The following is a 26,378-nucleotide window of genomic DNA, read 5'->3' on the forward strand; positions in this document are numbered from 1 at the left end:
GATTGGGGTCACGACCTTGCCCTTTGCCGGACCGTCCTGCTACGGCTGGTACATTGGATTTAACGAAGGAATTGCCATGACTGCGCCGCTCAACATTCGCTTTACCGAGCCTGACATCGAAGCAATCGCAACGTTGCAGGGGCGGGTTGCCGTGATCCTGGGACCGGACGGGCAGATGGATAAGCTGGCACGTCGCGTCAATCGCCTGACACGCGGCGCCTTGGTTCGGTTGGCTGAGAGCGAGCGCTGGGAAAAAATGGCGGTTGGTGCGGCAATCAGCCTGCAAATGCCATCGGGTATGGCGGCTGAGGCTGTGATTGTGCTGAAATTTGACCGCCGCAGCACACCCACACTGGCCCGTCAGGCCGGTGCTGCACTGAATGCGCAACGTGGCTTGGGCGAATTGCACGTCCTGTTGGCTTCACATTCCAAATCGGCCGAGATCAGCTACGGCCTCGCACTCAGCGCATATTCCTTCACCCCGCATAAAACCGCAGATCAGCCGGAGCCGATCGTCGTCTCCTTTGTCGTGACCAAGCCGGAGGAAATCTCGGCCGAGGCAAAGGACATGGCCGCCGTCGTTGAGGGCGTCTTTTTCACCCGCGATCTGGTGAACGAGCCTGCAAATGTGCTGACCACCGATGATTTCGCCGCCCGTCTGGCTGCCATGGGTGAGCTGGGTATGGAGGTTGAGATCCTTGAGGAGGAAGAGCTGGAAAAGCTCGGCATGCGCACCTTGCTGGCCGTTGGCATGGGGTCCGATATGCCATCCAAGGTGGTTGTGATGAATTGGCGCGGGGGCGGTGATGAGCAGCCTCTGGCGCTGATCGGTAAGGGCGTGACCTTTGACACCGGTGGTATCAGCCTGAAGCCTGCGGGCGGCATGGAGGATATGACCATGGATATGGGCGGTGCCGGCACCGTCGCGGGCACCATGCGTGCCTTGGCCCTGCGTGGCGCTAAGGCGAACGTCGTGGGCATTGTCGGCTTGGTTGAGAACATGCCCTCCGCCCGCGCGCAGCGCCCCGGTGACGTTGTGAAATCCATGAAGGGTGACACGGTTGAGGTTATCAACACCGACGCCGAGGGCCGTTTGGTTCTGGCCGACGTGCTGTGGTACGCGCAGGAGCGGTTCAAGCCATCCGCGATGATCGACCTTGCCACGTTAACCGGCGCCATCATCATCGCATTGGGCCATGAAAACGCTGGTGTTTTCACGAATGATGATGAGTTTGCAAGCCGCTTCCTCAAGGCTGCACGGGATGAGGATGAGGGCGCATGGCAGATGCCAATGGGCGCGGCCTATGACAAAAAGCTGAAATCGCGCGTTGCGGATATTCGCAATGTTGGCGGTGGGCGTGATGGCGGCTCGATCACAGCGGCGCAGTTCCTCAAGCGGTTTGTTAAGGACGACGTGCCGTGGATTCACCTCGATATTGCGGGTACGGCCTCGACCAAGACCAGCACGACATTTGCACCAGCCGGTGCAACAGGTTGGGGTGTGCGGTCGCTGGACCGGTTGGTGCGCAATGAATATGAGCCAAAGCCCGCAGCCGCGGCACCAGTTAAGTAAGTGGATATCCTGTTCTACAGGTTGGACGGCGCCACGCTAGAGGCGACCGTCACCACTTTCGCCGAGCGCACTGTTGGTCGGGGTGGGCGGGTCGCAATACGCGGCACCGCCGACGCCCGCCTGAATGCGCTCGACGCCCATCTGTGGACCTATCGTGACGACGCCTTTCTGCCCCATGGGCAGGCGGGCGACGATCACGAGGCGATCCAGCCTATTTTACTGACAACAGCGACGGACATTCCGAACGGAGCCAAGACATTGCTATTGGTCGATGGTGCCCGTCTGAAGGTGGCGGAGCTGGACAGCTTTGACCGCGTTGCGCTGATCTTTGACGGTAATGATGATGCGGCAACGCAGGATGCGCGGGCGGATTGGCGCTTGGTCACGCAAACATCCCATACAGCCGTTTTCTGGTCCGAGGATGATGGCCGCTGGGTTGAAAAGGCCCGCAGCGGTTAATCACCGCTCCAGTATCATCCGGTCATCGTCGATCACAATGCGGCTGAACCGGTTCAGATAGGCCAAGCCCAGCAGCGATGTATCCAGATCGCCATCATTCACGCTGGCCGGTACGCGGGTATCCACGGCCTTACCAATTGTGAAACTGTCGAGCAGGACATTGGCGAACCGCACCTCACCATTCGCGGTGCTGGCGATGCCGGTAAAGTTCAACCCATCCAGATCAAAGCCCACGCGGGTCGCGTCCGCACGGCTCAACACGATCAGGCTGGCACCGGTATCGACGATAAAGGTCACAGGCGTTTCATTGACCAGTGCGCGCACCTCGAAATAGCCGCTTTCATTGCGCAACAGGGTGACATTTCCGGCGTTATCAGTGCTTTGCGGGCCTTCATAAAGAATGCCCTCGAACAAGTGCTTGTTGTCATATCCGATGACCAGCGCGGCACAGATTGCCACCCAGATCAGGAATTGCACGACCATTCGGCGAAATTGCCCACGATATAGGGTCAGCACAGACCCGCCGATCGCCAGCAGTAAAATACCTAGATATAGCAGTTGGAACGCACTATCCGAGCTCACCCCTTAGGCTCCGCCCAAGCCGCTAGCGCGCAGGCCGTCCAGAATGAATTGAACCGACAGCGCGGCAAGCAGCACGCCCAGAATGCGCGTAACCACGTTCACACCGGTGCGCCCCATCAACCGTTCCATCAGGCCCGAGATTTGGAACAGCCCCAGCGTAATCAACAGCACAGCGCCCATCACGCCAACAACGGCGATTTGCGCTGTCAGGTCATCCTCTAGCTGGCCCATCAGCAGAACCATGGTGGCCATCGCACCCGGACCGGCCAACAGGGGCAGGGCGAGGGGGAAGACGGAGGGGTCGTGTTCCGGCTCTGGATCATCCGCCTGTGTGGAGCGGCGCGGGTTCCGTTTTTCAAACAGCATTTCCACCGCGATCAGGAACAGCAAAACACCGCCCGAGATACGGAATGCCGGCATGCTGATACCGATAGCGCCTAGCAATGCCTCACCAAAAAAGGCGAAGGCGCAGAGGATGAAGAATGCAATCACCACAGCTCGTACAGCGATCCGGCTGCGCTGTGCACGGTTCATATCCGGCGTCAGCGCAACGAAAATCGGCGTCAGGCCGATTGGATCGATGATCACAAATAATGTGACAAAGGCGGTGATTGCGATTTCGATCATCCGGCCTTCTCCAGCTTGGTGGAGATGTCGAGCCAGATCGCCTCGGCCCGTTCCAGACCCTTCATCACCTCAGCGCGTTTCTTGCGAAGCATGTTTTGGCGCTCAGTATCGCCGCGCTCATAGATGCGAGGATCGGCGAGACCCTCGTCGATCTTGTCGCGCATTTCCTCAAGCTTGGCGATGCGGCCCTCGGCCTTGACCAATTCCGCTCGCAGTGGCGCAGTGGCGCTGCGCGGCGTTGATTTGGCCTTGGGTTTCTCGGCTTTCTCAACCTTGTCCTTGGCCGGTTTGCCGCCGCGCTCGCTTAGCAACATGCGGCGATACTCATCCATGTCGCCCTCGAACGGAACAACTGCGCCGTCCTTGACCAGCCACAAGCGATCAGCCACAGCCTCAACCAAATGCGGATCGTGGCTGACGAGGATCACCGCGCCCTCATATTCGGTCAGCGCCATGACCAGCGCCTCACGGCTTTCGATATCGAGGTGGTTTGTCGGCTCATCGAGGATCAGCAGATGCGGTGCGTCGATAGTACATAGCAACATGGCCAGACGGGCCTTTTGCCCACCGGACAGACGCTTTACCTCAACATCCGCGATGTCCGCTCCGATACCGCCGGCTGCCAGGCGCGCGCGCTGTTTTGCGGCACCTTCGGCGGGGCGCAGAGTGCGGATATGCTCTAACGGGGTTTCATCGGGGAACAATTCGTCCAACTGGTGCTGGGCAAAATAGCCGATGCGCAGCTTGTTCGACGTAACCACATTGCCGTCAGTGGTTTCCAGACGACCCGCGATCAGCTTGGACAAGGTGGACTTGCCCTGACCGTTCGAGCCGAGCAGCGCGATGCGGTCGTCCTGATCGATCCGCAGGTCCAGCTTACGCAAGATCAGCGGGCCACCATAACCAACGCTGGCGTCGCGCATGTTGACGATGGGGGGCGATAGCTCCTCGGGCGCGGGGAAGGAGAACGCGGCGACGTTGCTTTCCACCACACCGGCGATGGGCTGCATCTTCTCAAGCATTTTCACGCGGGATTGTGCCTGCTTCGCCTTGGAGGCTTTTGCCTTGAACCGGTCAACGAAGCTTTGCAGGTGGGCACGTTGCGCGTCCTGCTTTTTCTTCGCGGACATCTGCTGTTCCAGATTGGCGCGGCGCATCCGGTCGAACTGATCGTAATTGCCCTGATAGAAAGTCAGGTTTTGCGAATCCAAATGCAGGATGCCGCCAACCGACCGGTTCAGCAGGCCGCGATCGTGCGAGATAACCAGTGCTGTGTGCGGATAACGGGCTAGGAATGTCTCAAGCCAAACGGTTCCCTCCAGATCGAGGTAGTTTGTCGGCTCATCCAGCAGTAGCACATCGGGCTGGCTGAACAGAACGGCGGCCAGTGCGACGCGCATGCGCCAACCGCCCGAGAAATCCTTGCACGGGCGTTGCTGTGCCTCTGCGTCAAAACCCAGACCCGTCAGGATGGACGCGGCGCGTGCCTCGGCGGAATGGGATTCGATATCGGCCAGCCGCGTGTGGATGTCAGCGATGCGGGTGGCATCCTTGGCTGTCTCGGCCTCCAGCAACAGCGCGGCACGCTCGGTATCCGCGGCAAGCACGGTTTCCAGCAAGGTGGCGTCAGAGGCCGGTGCCTCCTGCGCAACACCGCCGATGCGCGCCTGTCGGGGGATTTCGATTTCCCCACCATCCAGCGCCCACTCGCCCCGGATCAACCGGAACAGCGTCGTCTTGCCTGTGCCATTGCGCCCGACGACGCCCACCTTGTGACCAGCGGGAATCGTTGCTGTAGCCCCGTCGAACAGACGGCGGCCTTCCAGCGTGAAGGTTATATCTTTAATCGTCAGCATAAGCGGAGCGATGGACCAGTGCCCCCCTTATGTCAATGCGTCCGATGGTCTTTACGTTGCATTGCACATAATGCCGCTGCGGTGTTGCCCGGACGCGCGGGCGATAAAGCGGGGTGTGGGGCCCACGCAACCTCTTTCTTCTGGCGAAATGGCATGTTAGTGGCGGCGCAATCTTTAACGCCTAGGAGGCTCCCATGGCCGTACAACGCACTTTCTCGATCATCAAACCAGACGCAACAAACCGGAATCTGACCGGCGCGATCAACGCAAAGCTGGAGGCTGCTGGCCTGCGCATCGTCGCACAAAAGCGTATCCACCTGACCAAAGCACAGGCTGGTGTTTTCTACGGCGTACACGCCGAGCGTCCATTCTACGACGAACTGTGTGAATTCATGTCCTCCGCACCTATCGTTGTTCAGGTTCTGGAAGGCGAAGACGCCGTTCTGAAGAACCGCGAAGTTATGGGCGCAACCAACCCGGCCGAAGCTGCTGAGGGTACGATCCGCAAGGAGTTCGCACTGTCCATCGGTGAGAACTCGGCACATGGTTCCGACGCTCCTGAGACGGCTGCGGTTGAAATCGCTTACTTCTTCTCCGGCCTTGAGCTGGTTGGCTGATCCCATCCGGATCACCGAATTATAGAAAGGCCGGAGTGTTTGCTCCGGCCTTTTTCGTTTTACAGTACTGATTTTGGTGCGCGCGTTACTGAGGCATTTCCTTGGCCAAGGCGCGCTGCGTCGCTGGCCGTGCCGCAATCCGTGCGCGGTGGTCACGAATACGGGGCAGGGTGTCGATGTCGATCCCGTCGCCCTCCATCCAGTTTGCAACAGTGAACAGGTAGATATCCGCGATGGTCATTCTGTCGCCAACCAACCAGTCGCCGGTCAGTTTATCTTCGATGGTGCGGATGGTTGCCTCAACCACCTCTGGTCCCTTGCGCGTCAGTTCGGCAATGGCAGCGGGGTCATCGGCCCAGCGCGAGCCGCGGCGGATATGGGCGTGGGCGGGGTGAACCGTGGCGCAGAGATAGGCCATGATGCTGTTCACCTGCGCACGACCAAACGGATCGGTCGGCATCAGGCCCGCATCAGGGTACAGTTCCGCAACATAGGCCAACAGAGCAGGGCTTTCCGTCAGCACACCCTGATCCGTCACCAACACAGGAACGCGGCCATGAGGGTTCATTGCCAGAAAGGCTTCGGTTTTCTGTTGCTCCTCAGCGAATCTCACAATCGTCAGGTCAAAATCAGCTCCGGCTTCCTCCAATGCGATCAGCGTGGCGCGGCCGCAGGTGCCCTTGGCAGTGTAGAGATGCAGCATGGTCAGCCTCCTATGTGTCCTGAATGGCAGTCAAAAGCATTTTGAGTGCGTGCTCAACGCTGGCCTTGCGCACATTATCCCGCCCGATCGCGCCGAATTCACAATGGTTGGACAGGACATAATCACCAGCGGCGACTGCGAAATGCACAAGCCCCTCTGGTTTCTCATCCGAGCCACCAGGCCCCGCGACACCAGTAATGGCAACGGTCACATCAGCATCAGATACCGCCAATGCACCAATCGCCATTTCCCGCGCAACAGTTTCTGATACCGCACCATGCAGGTGCAGACTGGTGAGACTGACATCCAGCATTTTAACCTTGGCGGCGTTTGAATATGTGACGAACCCGCGATCCACCACGGCCGATGAACCGGCAATATCGGTCAGTGCCGCAGACACCATTCCGCCAGTGCAGCTTTCCGCCGTGGCGATCATCCATCCGCGTGCCTTGGCCGCGTCGATAACTTCGATAGCTAGATTGCTCATACAAACACCATATGCGCCAAGGCGCCCAAAGCTGCGACGCAAAGCCCCGCCATCACGCCTGCAATGACATCATCCAACATCACGCCCAGCGCATCACCACGCCGGTCGGCCCAGCCCACCAGCCACGGCTTGCGAATATCGAACAGCCGGAACAGCGCGAAGCCGAATACATATCCGGGCCACGGGAATCCCCAGCTGTCAAATCCCATCCACCACAGGCCGAATGACATGGAGAACAGGGCCAACCACTGACCCACCACCTCATCCACGACGATCCAACCGGGATCATGGTCGACTTGGGCACGAGTAACCTGCGCGGTGGCCCACCAGCCCAGGAAAAACACTACCACTGTGGCGGCCAGAACCAGCGGGAATTCTCCTATCCCGTGTAACAGCCAGAATGCGGGTAGGGCGATCAGGCTGCCCCATGTGCCCGGAGCCTTTGGCAGAAAACCAACGCCGCCGACCGATGCAATCATACGCGCGATCATGGCAACATCACCGTGGCAGATGCCATCGCGGCGATCCCCTCACCACGGCCCGGAAAGCCTAAACGCTCGGACGTGGTGGCCTTAACACTGACCCGATCAATATCGAGGCCGCAAATTTCCGCAATCCGTGCGCGCATGGCCTGTGCGTGTGGCCCGATCTTGGGCATTTCGCAAATGATTGTGCAGTCCAGGTGGGTCATGCGCCCCCCGCGTGCGGAGACACGTTCAACCGCCTTTTCAAGAAAAATATGGCTGGCCGCGCCCTTCCACTGCGGATCGGTCGGCGGGAACCACTGGCCGATATCCCCCTCGGCCAAGGCACCAAAGATTGCATCGGTAATTGCGTGCATCGCGACATCCGCGTCAGAATGGCCCGACAGTGCCTTATCAAAGGGGATCTCGATCCCGCACAGCGTTACGTGATCGCCCTGCACCAATCGGTGGACATCAAAGCCTGTGCCATTACGTGGGTCCATCTGAAACTCCCTCTCAGCACGCACCATATCGGCGGGTGTTGTGATTTTGAAATTACGCTCGCTTCCAGTGGTGGCAACAACGTCCAAGCCAACGGCGCGGGCAACTGCCACATCATCAGGCAGGTCCGCAGTGTTATCGCTATGCGCAGCAAGGATCGCGTCAAAAGCAAAGCCCTGCGGCGTTTGGGCGCGCAGCAACCCGTCACGGGGACGCGCCTGATCCAGCGTATCAGCGCCGACCCATAGGGCGTCCACAACACTCAAACAGGGGCAAGCACCCTGTGCGTCCTGTAATGCGGCACGGACACCGGCGATGATATCGGCATCGACAAAGGGGCGCGCAGCGTCGTGAATCAGAACGTGATCCGGCGCGGCGTCAGCCAAGGCCATCAGGCCCGCACGCACGCTGACGGCACGGGTTTCGCCACCGAAAACAGGCGGCGGCAGGTCAAAATCGACCGTCGCGGCCTGATATAACGTGACATCATCCGGATGGATAACAACGTGCAGCATATCCACATGGGGCAGCATGGCACGGATGGTGTGGGTCAGGATCGGCGCACCGGCTAAGGTGGCGTATTGCTTTGGCAATTCACCGCCCATTCGTGTTCCGCGTCCGGCTGCGACGATCAGTGCGGCGGTTGTCATGGGGCCTCCTGTTGGGTTCGGCGCGAACATGTGGCAAAAAACAAGTCACGGCAAGTCGGCCCGAAGGCGCATCCGCAGATTGATCCTGCCTGATTTTTGCGCTATCGGCTAAGCTTGCCTAAGGAATTTGCAATGACGCTTCGGATTGGCCCGCACGTACTCAACAGCAGTGTACTGCTCGCACCGCTTGCGGGGATCACTGACCTGCCTTACCGGCGGCTGGTGCGCAGTTTTGGCGCGGGTCTTGTTGTGTCCGAAATGGTCGCCTCGCAGGAGATGGTGCAGGCCCGACCCTCGGCGCATTCCAAGGCTGAGGTCCATGGTGATCTGGGTATCGCATCCGTACAACTTGCCGGTCGTGAAGCCTATTGGATGGCCGAGGGCGCGCGTATGGTCGTGGATCGCGGCGCGCAGATCGTTGATATCAACATGGGCTGTCCGGCCAAGAAGGTGACGAACGGCTATTCCGGCTCTGCCTTGATGCGAACACCCGATCATGCGCTCACCTTGATCGAGGCTGTGGTGCAGGCCGTTAATGTTCCCGTAACGCTAAAGATGCGACTGGGCTGGGATGATGACAGTCATAACGCTGCAACAATTGCGCGGGCGGCACAGGATGTCGGCGTGCAGATGATCACCATCCACGGTCGCACCCGCTGTCAGTTCTATAAGGGACAGGCAGATTGGCGTGCAATCGCGCAGGTGGTTGATGCCGTAACCGTGCCCGTCATCGCCAATGGCGACATTGTAGACACCGATGCCGCGCGTCAGGCGCTAGACCAATCCGGCGCTGCCGGCGTGATGGTCGGGCGTGGCGCACAGGGGCGCCCATGGCAGTTGGCTGTGATCCATGCCGGACTTAACGGGTTGCCCCCACCGGAAATACCACAGGGGCAGAATCGCGCCGACATGATCATCGCGCATCATGCCGAGATGCTGGATTTTTACGGTCCCGAAATGGGACTGAAATGCGCGCGCAAACATTTGGGTTGGTACATGGACGATATCGATACCCCCCGCGAGATGCGCCGCGCCGTGCTGACCGCCCGTGATCCGGCACAGGTACATGACCTGATCCGTGACGCGCTGTCTTCCTCCGAACGAGTTGCCGCATGACCGAGAATTGTCCGTTTGAAGCTGCGTGGAATGCGCAGCCCTATCCATCCCTGATGATCGATGCGCAGGATAAGATCGCGCGGGCCAATGCCTCCGCCGAGGTTTATCTGGGCCTGTCCGAGCGTCAGATGGTGGGCCGTGACCTGACCAGCTTTACCGGTGAGGGCGCGCTGGTTATCTCGATGCTGGGGCAGGTGCGAGCTTACGGCGTGTCCTACTCACAGCATGATATCGAGCTATCGTGGGCTGACCATAAACCACGCCTCGCGAATATTCAGGTTGCCCCGATTGATGGCAGTCTGGTGCTGCTACAACTGCAACCTCGCAGTATTGCGGAGAAGATGGACCGCTCGCTATCCTCACGCTCCGCCGCGCGGTCCGTGACAGGTATGGCGGCAATGTTGGCACATGAGATCAAGAACCCGCTGGCCGGCATTTCCGGCGCGGCGCAATTGCTGGCCATGAACCTGTCCGATGACGATCAGGAGCTGACCAGTCTGATCCGTGAGGAAGCGGAGCGGATCGGTAAGCTGTTGGGCCGTGTCGAACAATTCGGTGATCTACGCCCCGTATCCCGCGATCCGGTAAATGTGCATGACGTGCTGAACCGCGCAAAGCTATCTGCGCAATCCGGTTTCGCTGCCAAGGTCCGCTTTGTTGAGGATTACGATCCCTCGCTGCCCCCAACGCCCGGTGATGCGGATCAATTGATGCAGGTCGCGTTGAACCTGATCAAAAATGCAGCAGAGGCCGTGCCCAAGATTGGTGGCATGATTACCCTGCGCACAGCCTATCGCGCCGGTGTCATGCTGTCGCTGCCCGGTGGTGGGCGCGAAAGCTTGCCGCTGGAAATCAGCGTGATCGATAATGGCAGCGGCGTTCCGCCAGATATTAAAACCGATCTATTTGAACCGTTTGTAAGCACTAAGGCAGCGGGCTCCGGCCTCGGCCTCGCGCTGGTGTCCAAGATTGTGGACCAGCATGGCGGTGTTGTTGAGTGTGAGAGTGAACCCGGCTGGACAGCATTTCGTCTGCTGCTGCCGGTATGGAAGGAGCCCCGCTAATGGATGGTACAATCCTGCTTGCGGATGATGACCGCGCAATCCGAACAGTCCTTAGCCAAGCGTTGACCCGTGCAGGATGCCGCGTGCGCGCCACCGGTTCCGTCAACACGTTGTGGCGCTGGATCGAGGAGGGCGAGGGCGATGTTGTCGTCACCGATGTGATGATGCCCGACGGCGACGGTTTGGACCTGCTGCCAGCCATTCGCCGCAAACGCCCCGACCTGCCTGTCATTGTGATGAGCGCGCAAAACACCGTCATGACCGCCATTCGCGCGGCGGAGGCCGGCGCCTATGAATACCTGCCCAAGCCATTCGATCTAAAGGAAGTGTTGGAGCAGGTTCGCAAGGGACTAGGCCAACGCGACCGGTCCGAGGAACGCCCCGCAATTGGCGATCCGGCCCATGAAAACCTACCCCTGATTGGCCGCAGCCCCGCGATGCAGGAAGTGTATCGCATCATGGCGCGCCTGATGAATACCAATCTCAGCGTGATGATTAATGGTGAGAGCGGCACGGGCAAGGAGCTGGTCGCGCGCGCGCTGCACAATTTTGGTGCTCGCAAAAACGGCCCATTTGTTGCGCTGAACATGGCCGCAATCCCGCGTGAGCTGATCGAGAGCGAACTGTTCGGCCATGAAAAGGGCGCGTTTACCGGCGCTGCCGACCGTCACAAGGGCCGGTTCGAGGCCGCCGCCGGCGGTACGTTGTTCCTTGATGAAATCGGGGACATGCCGGCTGACGCCCAAACCCGCCTGCTGCGCGTGTTGCAGGAGGGGGAGTTCACCCGCATTGGCGGTCGTGAGGTTATCCCCGCCAATGTCCGCATCATTGCCGCCACCCATCAGGACCTGCGCGCGCTGATAAATGAGGGACGTTTCCGCGAGGATCTTTTCTACCGCCTGAACGTCGTGCCTGTGCGCCTGCCGCCATTGCGTGAGCGGTTGGAGGACATCCCCGATCTTGCCCGAGCCTTCCTGAAGCGGGCGGAGAGTGAGGGCCTGCCGCGCAAGTCGATTTCCTCTACCGCGCTGGAGGCGTTGAAGCAGCAAAACTGGACCGGCAACGTGCGTGAGTTGGAAAACCTCATGCGCAGGCTGGCAGTGCTATGCCCTGATGAGGTGATCTCCGAGGGTGCGGTGCATGAGGAACTGGCCGCGCGGCCCAGCTCCGCCATGACACCATCCGCTGGTGAATCAGAGCGGATCGGGCAGGCGATCGAGACCCATCTGGAGCGCTACTTCGCCCTCCACGGCGATGATCTGCCGCCCCCAGGCCTGTATGATCGTATCCTGCGAGAGGTTGAGATGCCTCTGATCGCGCTGGCCCTATCCGCCACCCGCGGAAATCAGGTGCGCACGGCTGAATTGCTGGGCATTAACCGCAATACATTGCGCAAAAAAATCCGAGAGCTTGACATTCCGGTCACACGCGGAAAGAAATTGGTGTAGTTTTGCAACAGGGAGCCATCAGGCACCGACGCTTTGTTCACAGTTAACCGCCGTTTCTGGATCAAGAAATTCGCTCGCCTGTATGCGATATCGCAGAGCCGTGCGTGGCGGGGCGGCATGACGGCTGTGATCGTAATTCTCGGCCCCATTCTGGCCTTTGCGACATGGGCGGCATTTGACGGGATCGGGTCCAGCACTTCGGACCTGTTGCGCACCGTCCTGATGCTGGATCTGGTCTACGTGATTGTCGTTGTCGGGCTGGTTGCACAACGGATCGCAGGGATGATCGCGGCGCGCAGGGCCAAATCGGCCGGTTCGCAATTGCATTCCCGCCTGACCACTGTGTTCTCTATTGTTGCGCTTGGCCCGACCATCCTCGTCGCGATTTTTGCCGCGATTACGGTGAATTTCGGGCTAGAGGGCTGGTTCTCCGAGCGTGTGCAGCGGGTTGTTGGCAATAGCTTCGCCGCCGCGCAAGCCTATGAGACGGAGCATCGCGGAAACCTGGCCGCCGATGCCGAGCTGCTGGCCGATTATCTGAACCGGAACAAGGCGCTATACCCGCTGATTACACCATCTGAGTTGCGTGAGTTGCTGGCCGCAGGGCAGGCGCAAATGCAGCGAGAGCTCAGTGAAGCCTATGTCATTGACGGCAGTGGCACGTTACAGGCGCGGGGCAATCTGTCCTATCTGTTCGGGTACGAGCCGCCATCCCCCGCGCTGATCGATCGGGCGCGCACGACCGGCGATCCAGTCATTATCGAGGATTGGGAATATTCCGAGTTTCGCGCTCTGGTGCACCTGCCGACCTTTGCCGACCGCTATGTCTATGTAACGCGCAATGTTGACGGTCAGATTCTGGAGCTGCTGGACGAAACCCAATCCACCGTGATGCTGTATCGGCAGCTCGAGGCGGATCGCGGTGAATTGCTGTTTGAATTTGCACTGATCTATCTGGGCTTTGCGCTGATCGTGATCCTCGCCGCGATCTGGATGGCCTTTTGGTTCGCGGATCGCCTGTCACGCCCCGTTGCGCGGCTGGCCGGTGCGGCGGCACAGGTTGGGTCCGGTAACTTTGACATGCGCGTGCGCGAGGAACCTGGCGATGATGAGATTGCCATGCTGGGCCGTGCCTTTAACCGTATGACCGCACAGGTGAAACGCCAGCGCGATGCACTGCTGGAGGCCGGTGAGGAAAGCGAGCAGGCTCGCCGCCTGTTCGAAACCGTCCTGTCCGGCGTCAGCGCGGGCGTAATCGGTCTAGACCCGATTGGACGGGTCGAGGTGCTGAACGCCGCCGCCCGCGAAATCCTCAGCCTACCGGTTGAAGGGGTCAAGGGCAGCTTGCTGGCCGATCTGGTTCCCGAATTCTCCGCGCCCTATGAGCGGTTATTGCGGGAACGGCGTGAGAGCGTTCAGACCCAACTGCACCTGCAAACGCCCAAGCGTGAGGAGGAGCTTCTGATTCGTATCGCCCGTCACCGGCTGGACGACGAACATCACGGCTATGTCGTGACATTTGACGCGATCACCGATCTTGTCAGCGCGCAACGCATGGCCGCATGGGGTGACGTCGCCCGCCGCATCGCGCATGAGATCAAGAACCCCCTGACGCCAATCCAACTGGCAGCGGAGCGGATGAAACGGAAATACGCCAAGCTATTGGCACCAGAGGACGCTGACGGTCTGTCGCAATATTCTGATGTCATTGTACGCCAAACTGGTGATCTGCGCCGCATTGTTGATGAGTTTAGCCAGTTCGCGCGCATGCCAGAACCACGTCGTGCAAATTGTGATTTTGGCAAGCTGGTGCGCGATGCCGTATTGCTGCGTGAAAACGGAGCATCCGCTGTGCAGATCGAGGTTAATGCCCCGGAAACGCCCGTAATTGTGTTCGCGGATGAAACCCTGATAGATCAGGCGCTGAATAACCTGCTTAAGAACGCTGTCGAAGCCATTGATACCCGTAAGGAAAGTACCGAATTTGATGGTATTGGTATCCTTCGCGTCACCCTTGACAAGTTGGAGCGGACAGCCACCCTAACGATTGAGGATAACGGCAACGGTTTGCCCGAGGGTAAAACCGACCGCTTGTTTGAGCCCTATGTGACCCACAGAGATAAAGGAACCGGTCTAGGCCTGCCGATCGTGAAAAAGATCATCGAGGAACATGGCGGAATGTTGACCCTGCACCGTGCAGGCGAAACCGCGCCGGAGCCCAATCAGGGTGCCCGCGCCGTTATGGTTCTGCCACTGCACGATGAGGGCACAGCCCCATCATCGCCAAGACCAGCCAATGAGAGTGAACATGCCTGAGAGCGCAAAGTCTGACATCCTGATCGTGGACGATGAGGCGGATATCCGCGAGCTGATCGCCGATATTTTACAGGATGAGGGGCACAGTACCCGAACCGCCCATGATGCGGACAGCGCCATGGCGCATATGAACACCAGCGCACCAGCGTTGATGATCCTTGATATCTGGCTAAAGGACAGCCGGATGGACGGGATTGAAATCCTCAAAACCGTCAAACGTGATAACCCTGATGTGCCGGTCATCATCATCTCTGGCCACGGCAACGTTGAAATCGCGGTCGCAGCGGTCAAGCAGGGCGCCTATGATTTCATCGAAAAGCCCTTCAACATCGATAAGCTGCTGATGACGGTGAACCGCGCGCTGGAGGCATCGCGCCTGCGGAGAGAGAATACCAGCCTGCGGGGCAAAAGCGTTCAGGTCTCTGACCTAATCGGTGGCGGTGCGGCGATACGCACCCTGCGCCAGCAGTTGGATCGGGTTGCCCGCTCGAATGGTCGCGTCCTGCTATCCGGCCCTCCGGGTTCGGGCAAGGATGTGGCGGCGCATTACCTGCACCGTCAATCCGAACGCGCCGACCGTCCATTCGTCACGGTTTCCTCGGCCTCCATCGCCCCCGACCGGATGGAGGAAGTTCTGTTCGGCGTGCAGCACGAGGCCAGGGCCCATGTCCCCGGCCTGTTCGAGCAAGCCCATGGCGGCACCCTGTTCTTTGACGAAGTGGCCGATATGCCGCTGGGCACCCAGTCAAAAATCCTGCGCGTGCTTGTCGATCAGGCGTTCACGCGGATCAACGGCTCTGAAACGGTACGCGTCGATGTGCGGGTGATTTCAGCGACCAATAAGAACCTGACGCTTGAGATTGAGCAGGGTCGTTTCCGGCAGGATTTGTTCCACCGCCTGAATGTTGTCCCGCTGGATGTGCCCGGTCTGGACAGCCGCCGCGAGGATATCCCGACATTGGTTGAGCATTTCGTTACTCAGCTAAATGGTGAGCAGGGGCTGCCCGTTCGCACCTTGTCCGAGGATGCCGCCGCCGTCCTACAAACCCTGCCGTGGCCGGGTCATGTCCGCCAGTTGCGCAACCTGATCGAACGTATCCTGATCCTCGGCCCTGATAGCGGTGAAATTCAGGCCTGCGAATTGCCGCAGGACAAGGACGGTGCGGAAACGGATGGCCGCGATGCGCTAAGCGCAGCCCTGGCCGGATTGCCCCTGCGCGAGGCACGTGAGGTGTTTGAGCGTGAATACCTGATCGCGCAGATCAACCGTTTCTCGGGCAATATCTCTCGTACGGCCAGCTTTGTCGGGATGGAGCGGTCCGCCCTGCACCGTAAGCTGAAGTCACTGAACATTGTTACGATGTCGCGCGGCGGCACACGCATGGCCTCGATTGATGAGGTTGAGGATGACGAATAGCATCCTTGATCTGTTGCGCTGTTGCTGCACTGCGGCACGGATCATCGCGCCCCCACTTGCGGCGGGAAACATGGTCTGGCCTATCAAGGATAGAACGGCTCACCCGATGCAAGGATCCGCGATATGAAGGTCATCGTCTGTGGCGCAGGTCAAGTCGGTTGGCAAATTGCCCGCCATCTGGCCTCGGAAAACAACGACGTTACTGTAGTGGATAACAATCCATCGCTGGTGCGACGCATCACGGATTCGCTCGACGTTGGCGGCGTTTCTGGTTTTGCGTCGCATCCCGATGTTCTGCAACGTGCCGGCGCACGCGATGCGGATATGATCATCGCGGCGACATTTTCCGACGAGGTGAACATGATCGCCTGTCAGGTCGCACACTCCGTTTTCACCGTACCGCGCAAGATTGCGCGCGTGCGGGCGCAAAGCTATCTCGATCCGATCTGGTCCGATATTTACCAGCAGGATCACATGCCGATCGACGTGATCATCTCACCTGAGAAGGAAGTTGCGGAGGCCGCTTTGCGCCGCCTATCCGCACCTGCTGCGTTCGAGATTCACGGATTTCTGGACGACAGCGCACAATTGGTAGGCCTGACGCTCAGCGCGGATTGCCCTGTTCTGAACACGCCGTTGCGACAATTGACCGAACTTTTCTCGACGCTACGGGCCTATGTTGTGGCGATCCGGTCCGAAAACCGGCAATTGCGTGTTGCCGATAGCGACGATCAATTGTTTGCCGGTGATCAGATTTATCTGTTCGCGGCCAAGGAGGATCTGGACCGCACGCTTGAGATTTTCGGCAAGCAGGCCTCCGCCGGCAACCGCTCCCTGATCCTTGGCGCGGGCAATGTCGGCCTGGCCGTGGCGAAGGTGCTGGAGGGGCAAGGCAAGCGTAACCGCCTCAAGCTGATCGAGCGGGATCGCGCTCGCGCCGAGGTGGCCGCGGATAGTCTGGAGCGTACCATTGTTCTGAACGGTGACGGCTTGAATAAGGACATCCTTGAGGAAGCCGGCATCAACTCCGTCGATAGTTTCCTTGCCGTGACAGATGATGACAAAACGAACCTGCTATCCTGCGCGCGAGCAAAATCGCTGGGTGCGAAGCTGACGGTTTGCCTGATCAACGATCCATCGCTGGCACCGCTGATGCGACCGCTGGGCATTGACGCCTATATCAACCCGCGCGGCACCACGGTCAGCTCGATCCTGCGCCATGTGCGTCATGGCCGTATCCGCGCCGTTTATTCCGTTGGCGATGCGGAGGCGGAGGTGATCGAAGCACAGGTTTTGGGCACCTCGGCCATTGCGGGCAAGCGCGTCCGCGATACACACTTGCCTGAGGGCGCGATTATCGGGGCAATCCAAAAGGGCCATAAACTGGTCATCCCCCGCGCCGACACCGTCATTGCTGAGGGCGACAGCGTCACGATCTTCGCCATGGCCGAGCAGGTCCCGCAGGTCGAACGGTTATTCCGCGTCGCAGTCGATTTCTTCTGATGGTGCTGTGGCGGCGCATTCCTCTATTCGTGTTCTTCCTGATTGCCGCTGGTGTGATCATGCTGGTGCCCAGCCTGTATGCCTATGCGCAGGGAAATCACGACGTCGCACGGCCATTTTTCTACGGATTTATCACGACCATGGTGATGGTTGTGATGTTCACGCTGACGCTGATTAACCGGACACCACGGGTCACGGCGCGATCGCATCTGCTGACCTTGATGGGCACTTATATCCTGCTACCGATCTGGCTATCTATGCCACTGATTGCCGTTGTTCCGACCCTGACGCCAGTCGTTGGCTATTTCGAGATGGTCTCCGCACTGACAACAACGGGCGCTACTGTGTTCGATTTGCCCACTAATTTTCCAATCACGGTGCATCTATATCGGGCATTAGTCGCGTGGAGCGGTGGTTTTTTGATCCTGCTCGCCGCAATAGCGATCATGTCTCCACTGAACATTGGCGGCTTTGAAATTCGTTCTGTTGTGTTGGGTGGACGTAGTGGAGGTGCGCAGATTGCTATTGCCGAGGCATCGGACCGCCTCGTCCGGTTTGCTGGAATGATCTTCCCCATCTATTTTGGACTGACCGCCGTTCTGGCCCTGCTGCTGGCTGGAACTGGGCAATCTGGACTCGTCGCGATTATGACAGCGATGGCGACGGTTTCGACCTCCGGCATTTTGCCTGTGCGCGATTTGGCGGCTGCGGGCGGCGGCGTTGCGTCCGAGGTGATTATCGCCGTGTTTCTGGTGATCGGAGCAACCGCGCTGATCTACGACCCGCAACGTCGTCGTAATATGCGTGAGGTTGGCGGTGATCCCGAACTGCGAATGCTGGCTGCACTGTGCATCGGGCTGCCCGGCGCGCTGTTCCTGCGGCACTGGCTAGGCGCGTTGGAGCTGGATGGCGGGCAGGGCGGCTTTGTACTCGCGTTACATGCCCTGTGGGGCGCGGTGTTCACTGTCCTCTCGTTCCTGACCACATTCGGCTTGGAGAGTGCGTCATGGGATGATGCGCAGGGATGGTCCGGGCTGGCGACGCCGGGATTGTTACTAATGGGTTTGGCTATGTTGGGTGGTGGTGTCGCAACGACCGCCGGCGGGGTAAAGTTGCTGCGGATATATGCGCTCTACAAGCACGGTACACGTGAATTGCGGCGGCTGACCATGCCGCATTCCATCGGTGGTGATGGTCAAGCTGCACGGCGCATTCGGACACAGGGTGCGTTTATCGCGTGGATTTTCCTGATGCTGTTCCTCCTGGCGCTGGCATTGGTCCTGCTGGTCCTAACCGCATTCGGACTACCATTTGAGGAAGCGTTGCGGGCTGGCACCGCAGCGCTGACCAATACCGGACCCGGTTATCTGGTCCTGCATGAGGCCCCACGCCGCTACGCCGATTTCAGCCCCGTTGTTCACATGACGCTGACCGCTGCGATGGTTGTGGGGCGGCTGGAAACTCTTGCATTGATTGCATTGCTAAACCCTGAATTTTGGCGCAGATGAGCATCTGTCGATAATTCTTTGCGACGGGTACTGGAAATAATGCTCAGTACCGACCAATATCAATCGAGCGAAACAAAAAACGTATTGCCGGGGATGAATCGCCTCGGCCAACTTGGAGTGTGTGACCATGGCGAATGATAAGCAAAACCTGCAGGATGCCTTTCTAAATAACGTACGTAAGGCGAAAATTCCCGTAACAATATTTCTCGTAAACGGTGTGAAATTGCAGGGCGTCATCACTTGGTTCGACAACTTCTGCGTATTACTGCGCCGTGATGGGCAGAGCCAACTTGTGTATAAGCACGCGATTTCGACGATTATGCCGTCACAACCGGTTAATCTATACGAACCTGAAACAGACTGATTTTAATGACACGCACCGCTGTACTACATCCTGATCTCCGCAAGGGGCATCAAAGACGTGCGCCAGAAAACGCGCTCGCCGAAGCTATTTCGCTGGCCAATGCGCTGTCCGGCCTAGAAGTGATCGAGGGGAAAGTTGTCCCTGTACCCAAGCCGCGCGCCGGCTATCTGTTCGGTTCGGGTAAGACGGCTGAACTGGCCCAATGGATCGAGGATGAGAAAATCGAGCTCGTCGTCATCGACGGGCCGGTTACTCCTGTTCAGCAGCGGAACCTTGAAAAAGCGCTTAAATGCAAGCTGTTGGATCGAACCGGTCTGATCCTGGAGATATTTGCCGATCGCGCGCAAACCCGTGAGGGCGTGTTGCAGGTCGATCTGGCTGCGCTGGGTTATCAGCGTACGCGGCTGGTGCGATCGTGGACACACCTGGAGCGGCAACGTGGCGGATTGGGCTTCGTTGGTGGCCCCGGTGAAACGCAGATCGAGGCAGATCGGCGGGCTTTGGATGAGCGGATCAACCAGATCCGTCGTGCGCTGGAAAAGGTTGTCAAAACCCGTGGTCTGCACCGTAAGGCGCGGGCCAAGGTGCCATATCCGATTGTGGCCTTGGTTGGATATACAAACGCTGGAAAATCAACGCTTTTCAATAAGTTGAGCGGTGCAGATGTGATGGCGAAGGACATGCTGTTCGCCACATTGGACCCGACGATGCGGTCCATTGAGCTGCCATCAGGTCAGAACATTATCCTGTCAGATACGGTTGGTTTCATCTCGGACTTGCCGACGCAATTGGTTGCTGCGTTCCGCGCGACGCTGGAAGAAGTGCTGGACGCTGACCTGATCCTGCATGTCCGCGATATTTCCCATCCGGAGAGCGAGGCGCAGGCCAAGGACGTGCGTGACATTCTGGAAAATCTGGGCGTTTCCGAGGAGCAACGCGACGGGATGATCGAGATTTGGAACAAGGTCGATCTACTTGATTCCGAAGGTCTTTCTGCGGCGGAGCGCGTTGCCGGACGGCATGAGAAGCATCTAGCGATCTCTGCCACGACGGGCCGTAATCTGGACCAATTATGCGACATGATCGACGGCACAGTACGTGATCCGATCCTGTATGAAACGCTGGACATGCCGATCAGCGCCGGTGAAGCGACTGCGTGGCTATATGCGCGAAAGCTTGTCGTATCCAGCAATATCAAGGATTTGCGGATGCTGTTGGAGGTCGAGTGGACCCATAAGCAGAAAGAGCAGTTTTATAAGCTGCATCGCGGCGATTTCGACATTCCTGATCTCGAACCCGAGGAGCCTGAGGTCGATGAGTCTGAAAAGACGCCTTGGCACCCAGATGACTGATTTAACATAATTATCATTATGCAGCACTTCATCGAGACAATTCCGGGTCGAAAACCGTCCTCGACTAACTGGCTGCAAAGCGGCTTATTTCCGGCTGCTATGTGGCTGCGCACTAAAACAGTCAGGAACTCGCGGCCTAAACAGACTTACTTTGGGCCGCGTCCTCTCCTAGATTGAAAGCTAACTCTCACGAAGTGGTCCGGATTGATGGCAAAAGCACCTAGAACCCGTCGCAGGACGAAACGTCGTGCGACGGTTGCGCAGCGTTGGCGTGGAAACTTTCTGACCGGTCTGGTGATCGTTGCGCCGATTGGTTTGACGATCTGGCTGATTTGGACGGTCATCACCTTCATCGATGCGAAGGTCGTTCCGTTGGTGCCCAGCGGCTATAATCCGGGCACCTATCTTGGCAATGATGTCCCCGGCTTTGGCGTCATCATTTTTTTGCTGTTCACGGCTGTGATCGGTTGGCTGACCAAGGGTCTGGTTGGTCGATCCATCCTGCGCTGGGGTGAAAATCTGGTTGAACGTATGCCGGTTATCGGTGGCGTTTATAACGGCATCAAGCAGATAGCTGAAACGATCCTGAGCCAATCCGGCAGTTCGTTCAAGCAAGCCTGTCTGATCGAATATCCGCGCAAGGGAATTTGGGCTGTCGCGTTCGTTTCGACCGAGACCAAGGGTGAAGTGTCGAACCGCCTGCCAGAGGAGCAGCTGATCTCCGTCTTTCTGCCAACCACTCCAAACCCGACCAGCGGGTTTCTGTTATTCGTACCGCGCGCCGAAATGGTGATGCTGGATATGGATGTGGAGGATGCGGCGAAGTTGATCATCTCCGCCGGTCTGGTCACCCCCCCTACTGCGGCGGAGAAAGCTGCCGGTGTGCGAGTTGCAAATCGTAAAGGCGAGCCTGTGCGGCGCAGCGCGTAGTATAGATGGAGCTATAGTTAAGTATCTAAATGCAATAATCTGACGCATACTGATAATTATGTTATTTATGGCGATTTCGCAATTATATTAACTGCGAAATCGCCAAGTATAGATTCCGCCTTTACTTATTTTACCTCTGACCACCACACATCAGGCATAAAGCCGATCCAGTAACCGTAGATTGGCAGATTGTCCGCGGGGTAATGCAGCTCCGCCTTATGTGCCACGCGCACCAGAGGTGAGTACCAGAACGGGATCACGTAGCGACCGGTCGTCAGAACGCGGTCCAGTGCGTTGACAGCAGAGACGAAATCCTCGCGTCCCTCGGAGGACAGGATCGCATCGATCATGGCGCCAGCGGCAGGAGCATCTATGCCCGCGTAGTTCCGCGTGCCCTGCCCCTGAACCCCGCGTGAGCCCCAGTAATTGATCTGCTCTGTCCCCGGCGACAATGACAGGCCCCATGTGTGGGCGATCATGTCGTAATCATAGGTGTTCAGGCGTTCGGCATATTGGGCGCTGTCTACCAGTGACATTTCCATCGTGATGCCCAGCCGTTGCAGTGCCTCGGCGAAGATGTTGGTCACAGCCTCGTTGGCGGAGGAGGATAGCAACATCTCAAACACAAAGGGCTCACCTGCCCCGTTTTGCAGTACGCCATCATTTAGCGTCCAGCCCGCCTGTGTCAGCAGATCCTGCGCGGCACGCAGGTTGCGGCGGTTGCGCAGATCGGCTGTGCCAACCGGCAGCGTGTAGTCGCTGAGCACGTCGGCGGGCAGATCGGTGAGGTATGGTTCCAGCAATTCGCGCTCACGCGCGGATGCCTCTCCCTCAAACCCCAGCAAAGAGTTGTCGAAGTAGCTTTCGATCCGGCCAGGTACCCCGGCATTCAAACGCTCATTGATGAATTCGAAGTTAAAGACGTGCAGCAAGGCATCGCGCACACGGATATCGGCAAAGATCGGTGAGCGTGTGTTAAAGACGAGGCCAGACATGCCTGTTGGCCGCTGATGTGCCACCTCTGACTGCACGATGTCGCCACGCTCCACTGCGGGGAAGTTATATTGCTCAACCCATTTCGCCTCATCATATTCGACGTGATAGGATGTTTCACCTGAGGTGAAAGCCTGCCATGCGGCCTCTCCATCTCCGAAGAACTCGTAGCGGATCGCGTCGAGGTTATGGCGGCCCACGTTGAAATTCAGGTCGGCGCCCCAGTAGTCGGGATTGCGGTCAAACTGGATAAAGCGGCCCGTGTCGAAATCCCCGATTGTGTAGGGACCGGATGCAATGAAGGGGCGCAGCGAGCTTTCCGTGAAATCGACATCGTCCCAATCTGCCTTTTTCAGCACGGGGCGCAGGCCGAGGATCAGGGGCAATTCGCGGCTGTCACCCGTCAGGTTAAAGCGGACAGAACGCTCACCGGTTTGTTCGGTACTGACGACGCCATCCCATGCGGAGCGGTAGCGGGCGTGGCCCTGCTCACCCATAGTTTCAAAGGACCAGATCACGTCCTCAACCGTGACGGGTGAACCGTCAGAGAATCGGGCGGCGGGGTTCAGGTGGAATTCAACCCATGTGCGATCGTCTGCCATCTCCACCGATTCGGCCAATAACCCGTATAGGGTGAATGGCTCATCATAACTTCTACCCAAGAGCGATTCTGCCACATGGGCGCGGGTTCCATATGGCGCACTTCCTTTTTGAATAAAGGGGTTGAGGCTATCAAACGACCCGCGAGCGCCCTCAACAATGATTCCGCCAGTGGGTGCTTCTGGGTTAACGTATGGTAAATGCGCGAAATCTGGTGGCAGAGCAGGCTCTCCATACATTGCAATGCCATGTTGGGGCTGCGCGGCGGCAGCCGAGGCAGTCAGAAGGACCACCGCTGCTATTGAACTAATTCGTGACATATCTGCACCAGTTATCTGTTTCTTATGGGTTAATTGGGATCATACTACAGGCCCAGATGCGGGTCGGCAAAAAAATAACTTTGTCATGCCCCGACATAATCCCTATATTGGGCTTACTGCTCGATAGGTTTCTTGCCTGTATGAAACCTGCCTCAATACTTTACCCCCTCGCGTGCGAGGGGGTTTTTTTTCGGGTTACGTCTGGCAAATTTCAGCATCCCTGAATCGAAACATCCGCCAGCGGTCAGCCAGCGGATGCTTGATCTAGATCGGAATGTACGGCGTTGCCGCCAGCGGTCAAATTTTAACGTGGAGGTTGTGGCAAAACCGCGCGCAACTCGTCCTCGCTAACACCCAATGCGTGTGCTGCTGCGGCAACGTCCAGATCACGCCCGCCTGCGTCCTCAACTGCCTGCATGAATGTATCGGCTGTAACGCCCAATGTCGCAGCGGCCTCCTCAAAGCCCGGAGGCATCATTCCGTCAGGTCCACCATCCGTGGGGCGAGGAGGTTCGTTCCGGCCACCAGCGCCCGCGTTCTGCGCGCCTACGCCCGCTGTTGCTGTAGTGGTGAAGTTATCCACGGCCTGCACACCGTTGAGGCAGGATGGCAGGTTCGGGAACTCGTCCGAGGCGTGGTAGTGATACACCTCCTCACCCGTTGCGGTGATACCCACATGGCCACCACATTGATCTAGCCCCTCAGGCGTGGAGCCGTCCGCCTCCAGACTGCCAAACATCGCGAAGCCGTCAAAGGCGTAGCCGAACTGCGCGGTTGCATCCTGTGTCACGGTGCAATCGGCGATGACGTCCTCATTTTCGAACACTGTCTGAACGTCGGTGGAGGTGGCGTGCCAGTGATACCAACCGCCCGGATCAATATGCCCGCCGCAGGTGTCCAGTGCGGGCATATGGCCTGTCGCCTGAATCGAGGGGGCATCAGAAAAGATCGGAACGCCGTCCAGCGCCACGCCGACCTTTACTACCGTGCCTAGGCTGGTTGGCTCATCTGACATAACGGGATAAACGGGCAGCAGGATCGTGATTTCAACGCTTTCATCAGCGGAGACGTTGATACAGGCGTGATCGACCGTTGGCTGTTCTGTCGCGTTATCCACGACGTGCACGTTGCCGTCCTCATCATAGAAGGTGTAGCCCAGCTCATCCATCATGGTCAGGTAGTCACGGTCGATGCGGTACAGGCCCGCATTCTCGCCGGTCCATTCCCAGATGCCGCCCGCCTCATCCAGCGTTGCCGGACAGAAGGGTCCGATCTCCAGCCCCTCTGGCAGGTAGCCAACCTTGATTTCATGACACTGCGTTTCGGTGCCGTCCTCTAGCGTGCAGTCAACGATCTGTGGTGCCTCGGTAAAGGCGGTGTCGGTGAAATATGCCGTATCGGAATGAGCCAATGCATAGCTAGGCGCCAGAAGGCACGTTGCCATCGCCAGATAGACTGGAGTTCGGTTAATAACTGTCATTTGAAAGTTCCTTTTCAGGAGTTTGAAGCAGTCTTTGCCTGTTTCATTCCCGGTGCACTACCACCGAGACTGTTGCGCAATTTGCGCGTTAAAGCGGCAAGGGTCGCGGCGTCCTCTGGCCCGATCAGTTCCGCAATTTCGTCATCAATGCTGCGCCATGCCTGATGAATGGTATCGAGCAATTCCGTGCCCTGTGGCGTTAGGCGCAGGACATTGCTCCGGGCCTGATCGGGGTCCACTTGTCGTGTAATCAGGCCAGCCGCCATCAGGCGCACGGTCATTGTGCTCATGCTTGCCGCAGTCACATCAAAGGCACGTGCCAGCTCAACCTGCGACGTCGGCTCCATTCGCGACAGGGCGTCCAGCACCCGTGCCTGCCGTGGGTGCAGGTCGAGTTCATTGAGGCGGCGGCGCAACTTATCCTCAACCAGATCGCTGGCATGTAAGAGGAAGTGCATGAGGTAAGCATCGTTTTTCATGCTACAGTTAGTATGCTAATGATTGTGTGTTTTCAAGAGGTGCCGCCGCTAACAGCTCGCAATCTGTGAAAATTTACCACGCCGCTGTGGCCTTCGCGCGTGCAGCATATACATAGTGGGACAGGAAACACTCGAAAGGAGATCTGCCATGTCTGTTAAAGATAAAGTCGCAATCATCACCGGCTCCAATTCCGGTATCGGCCTTGGCGTGGCGGAGGAGCTGGCGCGTTTGGGCGCGCGGGTTGTCCTGAACTCCTTTAGCGATAGTGAGGAAGATCACGCGCTGGCCGAACGCATCGCAGCCGAACACGGCACCGATGTGATCTATATCAGCGCCGATATGTCCGACGCGGAGGCGTGCCGTAGCCTCGTCACCAAGGCTGCCGAGCATTTCGGCACCGTGGACATCCTGATCAACAATGCTGGCATTCAGCACGTTGCCGCGATTGAGGAATTCCCGATCGGTAAGTGGGACGCAATCATCGCCATCAACATGTCCAGCGCATTCCACACCACCGCGGCCGCCCTGCCCCTGATGCGCAAATCCGGCTGGGGTCGTGTTGTTAACATCGCCTCCGCGCATGGTCTGACCGCCTCGCCCTATAAATCCGCCTATGTCGCCGCAAAGCACGGCGTTGTCGGCCTGACCAAGGTTACAGCACTGGAAACCGCGCAGGAGCCGATCACCGCAAACGCTATCTGCCCCGGCTATGTCATGACGCCTCTGGTGGAAAAGCAAATCCCCGAGACAATGGAAAAATACGGCATGGATCGTGATACCGCCGTTAAGGAAGTCCTGCTGGCCCGTCAGCCATCCAAGGAGTTCGCAACGGTTGAGCAGATTGGCGGCACGGTTGCCTATCTATGCTCGGACGCGGCGGAGCAGGTTACCGGCACTACAATCAGCATCGATGGCGGCTGGACCGCGCTTTGATCTACACCACCCCACCGGCGGTACGTTTTGCCGGT

Annotated in this window: 24 protein-coding genes; 14 read left to right on the forward strand and 10 right to left on the reverse strand. The window is 58.3% G+C overall.

Features of this window, described 5'->3' with window-relative positions:
* The first annotated feature begins 76 nt into the window (after positions 1 to 76).
* Both CR254_RS07520 and CR254_RS07525 read left to right on the forward strand, forming a co-directional pair.
* Positions 77 to 1,573 carry a leucyl aminopeptidase gene (locus tag CR254_RS07520; protein ID WP_097929230.1) on the forward strand — a complete coding sequence of 499 codons (1,497 nt, stop codon included), beginning with the start codon at positions 77 to 79 and terminating at the stop codon, positions 1,571 to 1,573.
* Positions 1,574 to 2,032, forward strand: a complete 459-nt coding sequence (locus CR254_RS07525; RefSeq protein WP_097929231.1) for a DNA polymerase III subunit chi — start codon at positions 1,574 to 1,576, stop codon at positions 2,030 to 2,032. It abuts the gene before it with no gap.
* Here the strand turns inward: CR254_RS07525 and CR254_RS07530 are convergent, their stop codons facing one another.
* From CR254_RS07530 to CR254_RS07540, 3 genes are read right to left on the reverse strand one after another with little or no spacing between them, the layout of a single operon-like run.
* On the reverse strand, positions 2,033 to 2,614 hold the full coding sequence (locus CR254_RS07530) for a retropepsin-like aspartic protease family protein (protein ID WP_097929232.1): 582 nt from the start codon (positions 2,612 to 2,614) through the stop codon (positions 2,033 to 2,035).
* Between the two features lie 3 nt (positions 2,615 to 2,617).
* The gene (locus tag CR254_RS07535) at positions 2,618 to 3,241 is read right to left on the reverse strand and encodes a MarC family protein (RefSeq protein WP_097929233.1); all 624 of its coding nucleotides are present in this window, start codon (positions 3,239 to 3,241) and stop codon (positions 2,618 to 2,620) included.
* The gene (locus tag CR254_RS07540) at positions 3,238 to 5,097 is read right to left on the reverse strand and encodes an ABC-F family ATP-binding cassette domain-containing protein (protein WP_097929234.1); all 1,860 of its coding nucleotides are present in this window, start codon (positions 5,095 to 5,097) and stop codon (positions 3,238 to 3,240) included. The genes CR254_RS07535 and CR254_RS07540 overlap by 4 nt, the downstream gene beginning before the upstream one ends.
* A 194-nt stretch (positions 5,098 to 5,291) precedes the next feature.
* Here CR254_RS07540 and ndk point away from each other — a divergent pair, with 194 nt between their 5' ends.
* Positions 5,292 to 5,714: a nucleoside-diphosphate kinase gene (gene ndk, locus CR254_RS07545; protein WP_097929235.1), complete on the forward strand. Its 423-nt coding sequence runs from the start codon at positions 5,292 to 5,294 to the stop codon at positions 5,712 to 5,714.
* An 85-nt stretch (positions 5,715 to 5,799) separates the two neighbouring features.
* Here the strand turns inward: ndk and CR254_RS07550 are convergent, their stop codons facing one another.
* The 4 genes from CR254_RS07550 to CR254_RS07565 are packed head-to-tail and all read right to left on the reverse strand — an operon-like array spanning position 5,800 to position 8,519.
* Positions 5,800 to 6,417 (reverse strand): glutathione S-transferase family protein, encoded by a 618-nt coding sequence (locus tag CR254_RS07550; RefSeq protein WP_097929236.1) that lies wholly within the window; start codon positions 6,415 to 6,417, stop codon positions 5,800 to 5,802.
* 10 nt (positions 6,418 to 6,427) lie between these two features.
* The gene (locus CR254_RS07555) at positions 6,428 to 6,904 is read right to left on the reverse strand and encodes a CinA family protein (protein ID WP_097929237.1); all 477 of its coding nucleotides are present in this window, start codon (positions 6,902 to 6,904) and stop codon (positions 6,428 to 6,430) included.
* Complete coding sequence (locus CR254_RS07560) at positions 6,901 to 7,395, reverse strand: phosphatidylglycerophosphatase A family protein (protein WP_097929238.1); 495 nt, start codon at positions 7,393 to 7,395, stop codon at positions 6,901 to 6,903. The genes CR254_RS07555 and CR254_RS07560 overlap by 4 nt, the downstream gene beginning before the upstream one ends.
* On the reverse strand, positions 7,392 to 8,519 hold the full coding sequence (locus CR254_RS07565; protein ID WP_097929239.1) for a bifunctional 2-C-methyl-D-erythritol 4-phosphate cytidylyltransferase/2-C-methyl-D-erythritol 2,4-cyclodiphosphate synthase: 1,128 nt from the start codon (positions 8,517 to 8,519) through the stop codon (positions 7,392 to 7,394). The genes CR254_RS07560 and CR254_RS07565 overlap by 4 nt, the downstream gene beginning before the upstream one ends.
* A 132-nt stretch (positions 8,520 to 8,651) precedes the next feature.
* On the opposite strand from CR254_RS07565, the gene dusB reads away from it, so the two are divergent.
* The 10 genes from dusB to CR254_RS07615 all read left to right on the forward strand — a co-directional run bounded on the left by dusB (position 8,652) and on the right by CR254_RS07615 (position 21,537).
* The gene (gene dusB, locus CR254_RS07570) at positions 8,652 to 9,635 is read left to right on the forward strand and encodes a tRNA dihydrouridine synthase DusB (RefSeq protein WP_097929240.1); all 984 of its coding nucleotides are present in this window, start codon (positions 8,652 to 8,654) and stop codon (positions 9,633 to 9,635) included.
* Positions 9,632 to 10,699, forward strand: a complete 1,068-nt coding sequence (locus CR254_RS07575; RefSeq protein WP_097929241.1) for a two-component system sensor histidine kinase NtrB — start codon at positions 9,632 to 9,634, stop codon at positions 10,697 to 10,699. Before dusB ends, CR254_RS07575 begins: the two co-directional genes overlap by 4 nt.
* The gene (ntrC, locus tag CR254_RS07580) at positions 10,699 to 12,147 is read left to right on the forward strand and encodes a nitrogen regulation protein NR(I) (protein WP_097929242.1); all 1,449 of its coding nucleotides are present in this window, start codon (positions 10,699 to 10,701) and stop codon (positions 12,145 to 12,147) included. The genes CR254_RS07575 and ntrC overlap by 1 nt, the downstream gene beginning before the upstream one ends.
* Positions 12,148 to 12,180: 33 nt before the next feature.
* Positions 12,181 to 14,463, forward strand: a complete 2,283-nt coding sequence (locus CR254_RS07585) for a sensor histidine kinase NtrY-like (protein ID WP_245851493.1) — start codon at positions 12,181 to 12,183, stop codon at positions 14,461 to 14,463.
* Entirely contained in the window at positions 14,456 to 15,880 is a 1,425-nt protein-coding gene (gene ntrX, locus CR254_RS07590) for a nitrogen assimilation response regulator NtrX (protein WP_097929243.1), read from the forward strand. Before CR254_RS07585 ends, ntrX begins: the two co-directional genes overlap by 8 nt.
* A 123-nt stretch (positions 15,881 to 16,003) precedes the next feature.
* On the forward strand, positions 16,004 to 17,383 hold the full coding sequence (trkA, locus tag CR254_RS07595) for a Trk system potassium transporter TrkA (RefSeq protein ID WP_097929244.1): 1,380 nt from the start codon (positions 16,004 to 16,006) through the stop codon (positions 17,381 to 17,383).
* A complete protein-coding gene (locus tag CR254_RS07600) occupies positions 17,383 to 18,891 on the forward strand; it encodes a potassium transporter TrkG (protein ID WP_097929245.1) in 1,509 nt (502 codons plus the stop codon). Before trkA ends, CR254_RS07600 begins: the two co-directional genes overlap by 1 nt.
* 127 nt (positions 18,892 to 19,018) lie before the next feature.
* Positions 19,019 to 19,255: an RNA chaperone Hfq gene (gene hfq, locus CR254_RS07605; RefSeq protein WP_097929246.1), complete on the forward strand. Its 237-nt coding sequence runs from the start codon at positions 19,019 to 19,021 to the stop codon at positions 19,253 to 19,255.
* A gap of 5 nt (positions 19,256 to 19,260) precedes the next feature.
* Positions 19,261 to 20,607 carry a GTPase HflX gene (gene hflX / locus CR254_RS07610; protein ID WP_097929247.1) on the forward strand — a complete coding sequence of 449 codons (1,347 nt, stop codon included), beginning with the start codon at positions 19,261 to 19,263 and terminating at the stop codon, positions 20,605 to 20,607.
* A 207-nt stretch (positions 20,608 to 20,814) separates the two neighbouring features.
* Complete coding sequence (locus tag CR254_RS07615) at positions 20,815 to 21,537, forward strand: DUF502 domain-containing protein (protein WP_097929248.1); 723 nt, start codon at positions 20,815 to 20,817, stop codon at positions 21,535 to 21,537.
* A gap of 125 nt (positions 21,538 to 21,662) precedes the next feature.
* Here CR254_RS07615 and CR254_RS07620 read toward each other — a convergent pair whose 3' ends face one another.
* The 3 genes from CR254_RS07620 to CR254_RS07630 all read right to left on the reverse strand — a co-directional run bounded on the left by CR254_RS07620 (position 21,663) and on the right by CR254_RS07630 (position 25,388).
* A complete protein-coding gene (locus tag CR254_RS07620; RefSeq protein ID WP_342744473.1) occupies positions 21,663 to 23,207 on the reverse strand; it encodes an extracellular solute-binding protein in 1,545 nt (514 codons plus the stop codon).
* Positions 23,208 to 23,754: 547 nt separating this feature from the next.
* The gene (locus tag CR254_RS07625; RefSeq protein ID WP_097929250.1) at positions 23,755 to 24,930 is read right to left on the reverse strand and encodes a YHYH protein; all 1,176 of its coding nucleotides are present in this window, start codon (positions 24,928 to 24,930) and stop codon (positions 23,755 to 23,757) included.
* A 14-nt stretch (positions 24,931 to 24,944) separates the two neighbouring features.
* Positions 24,945 to 25,388: a MarR family winged helix-turn-helix transcriptional regulator gene (locus CR254_RS07630; protein ID WP_180955931.1), complete on the reverse strand. Its 444-nt coding sequence runs from the start codon at positions 25,386 to 25,388 to the stop codon at positions 24,945 to 24,947.
* Between the two features lie 169 nt (positions 25,389 to 25,557).
* On the opposite strand from CR254_RS07630, the gene CR254_RS07635 reads away from it, so the two are divergent.
* Positions 25,558 to 26,343, forward strand: a complete 786-nt coding sequence (locus tag CR254_RS07635) for a 3-hydroxybutyrate dehydrogenase (protein WP_097929252.1) — start codon at positions 25,558 to 25,560, stop codon at positions 26,341 to 26,343.
* Positions 26,344 to 26,378 lie beyond the last annotated feature (35 nt).

The organism is Pontivivens marinum, from assembly GCF_900231835.1.
In the GTDB taxonomy this organism is placed as follows: domain Bacteria; phylum Pseudomonadota; class Alphaproteobacteria; order Rhodobacterales; family Rhodobacteraceae; genus Pontivivens; species Pontivivens marinum.

Bases quoted from the DNA above. Each gene is read 5' to 3' on its own strand.
- hflX (WP_097929247.1), top strand. From the start codon at position 19,261: ATGACACGCACCGCTGTACTACATCCTGATCTCCGCAAGGGGCATCAA.
- ntrX (WP_097929243.1), top strand. From the start codon at position 14,456: ATGCCTGAGAGCGCAAAGTCTGACATCCTGATCGTGGACGATGAGGCG.
- CR254_RS07520 (WP_097929230.1), top strand. From the start codon at position 77: ATGACTGCGCCGCTCAACATTCGCTTTACCGAGCCTGACATCGAAGCA.
- CR254_RS07550 (WP_097929236.1), bottom strand. From the start codon at position 6,417: ATGCTGCATCTCTACACTGCCAAGGGCACCTGCGGCCGCGCCACGCTG.
- CR254_RS07575 (WP_097929241.1), top strand. From the start codon at position 9,632: ATGACCGAGAATTGTCCGTTTGAAGCTGCGTGGAATGCGCAGCCCTAT.
- dusB (WP_097929240.1), top strand. From the start codon at position 8,652: ATGACGCTTCGGATTGGCCCGCACGTACTCAACAGCAGTGTACTGCTC.
- CR254_RS07535 (WP_097929233.1), bottom strand. From the start codon at position 3,241: ATGATCGAAATCGCAATCACCGCCTTTGTCACATTATTTGTGATCATC.
- CR254_RS07555 (WP_097929237.1), bottom strand. From the start codon at position 6,904: ATGAGCAATCTAGCTATCGAAGTTATCGACGCGGCCAAGGCACGCGGA.
- CR254_RS07625 (WP_097929250.1), bottom strand. From the start codon at position 24,930: ATGACAGTTATTAACCGAACTCCAGTCTATCTGGCGATGGCAACGTGC.
- hfq (WP_097929246.1), top strand. From the start codon at position 19,019: ATGGCGAATGATAAGCAAAACCTGCAGGATGCCTTTCTAAATAACGTA.
- CR254_RS07635 (WP_097929252.1), top strand. From the start codon at position 25,558: ATGTCTGTTAAAGATAAAGTCGCAATCATCACCGGCTCCAATTCCGGT.
- CR254_RS07565 (WP_097929239.1), bottom strand. From the start codon at position 8,519: ATGACAACCGCCGCACTGATCGTCGCAGCCGGACGCGGAACACGAATG.
- CR254_RS07615 (WP_097929248.1), top strand. From the start codon at position 20,815: ATGGCAAAAGCACCTAGAACCCGTCGCAGGACGAAACGTCGTGCGACG.
- ndk (WP_097929235.1), top strand. From the start codon at position 5,292: ATGGCCGTACAACGCACTTTCTCGATCATCAAACCAGACGCAACAAAC.
- CR254_RS07630 (WP_180955931.1), bottom strand. From the start codon at position 25,388: ATGCACTTCCTCTTACATGCCAGCGATCTGGTTGAGGATAAGTTGCGC.
- ntrC (WP_097929242.1), top strand. From the start codon at position 10,699: ATGGATGGTACAATCCTGCTTGCGGATGATGACCGCGCAATCCGAACA.
- CR254_RS07560 (WP_097929238.1), bottom strand. From the start codon at position 7,395: ATGATCGCGCGTATGATTGCATCGGTCGGCGGCGTTGGTTTTCTGCCA.
- trkA (WP_097929244.1), top strand. From the start codon at position 16,004: ATGAAGGTCATCGTCTGTGGCGCAGGTCAAGTCGGTTGGCAAATTGCC.
- CR254_RS07540 (WP_097929234.1), bottom strand. From the start codon at position 5,097: ATGCTGACGATTAAAGATATAACCTTCACGCTGGAAGGCCGCCGTCTG.
- CR254_RS07600 (WP_097929245.1), top strand. From the start codon at position 17,383: ATGGTGCTGTGGCGGCGCATTCCTCTATTCGTGTTCTTCCTGATTGCC.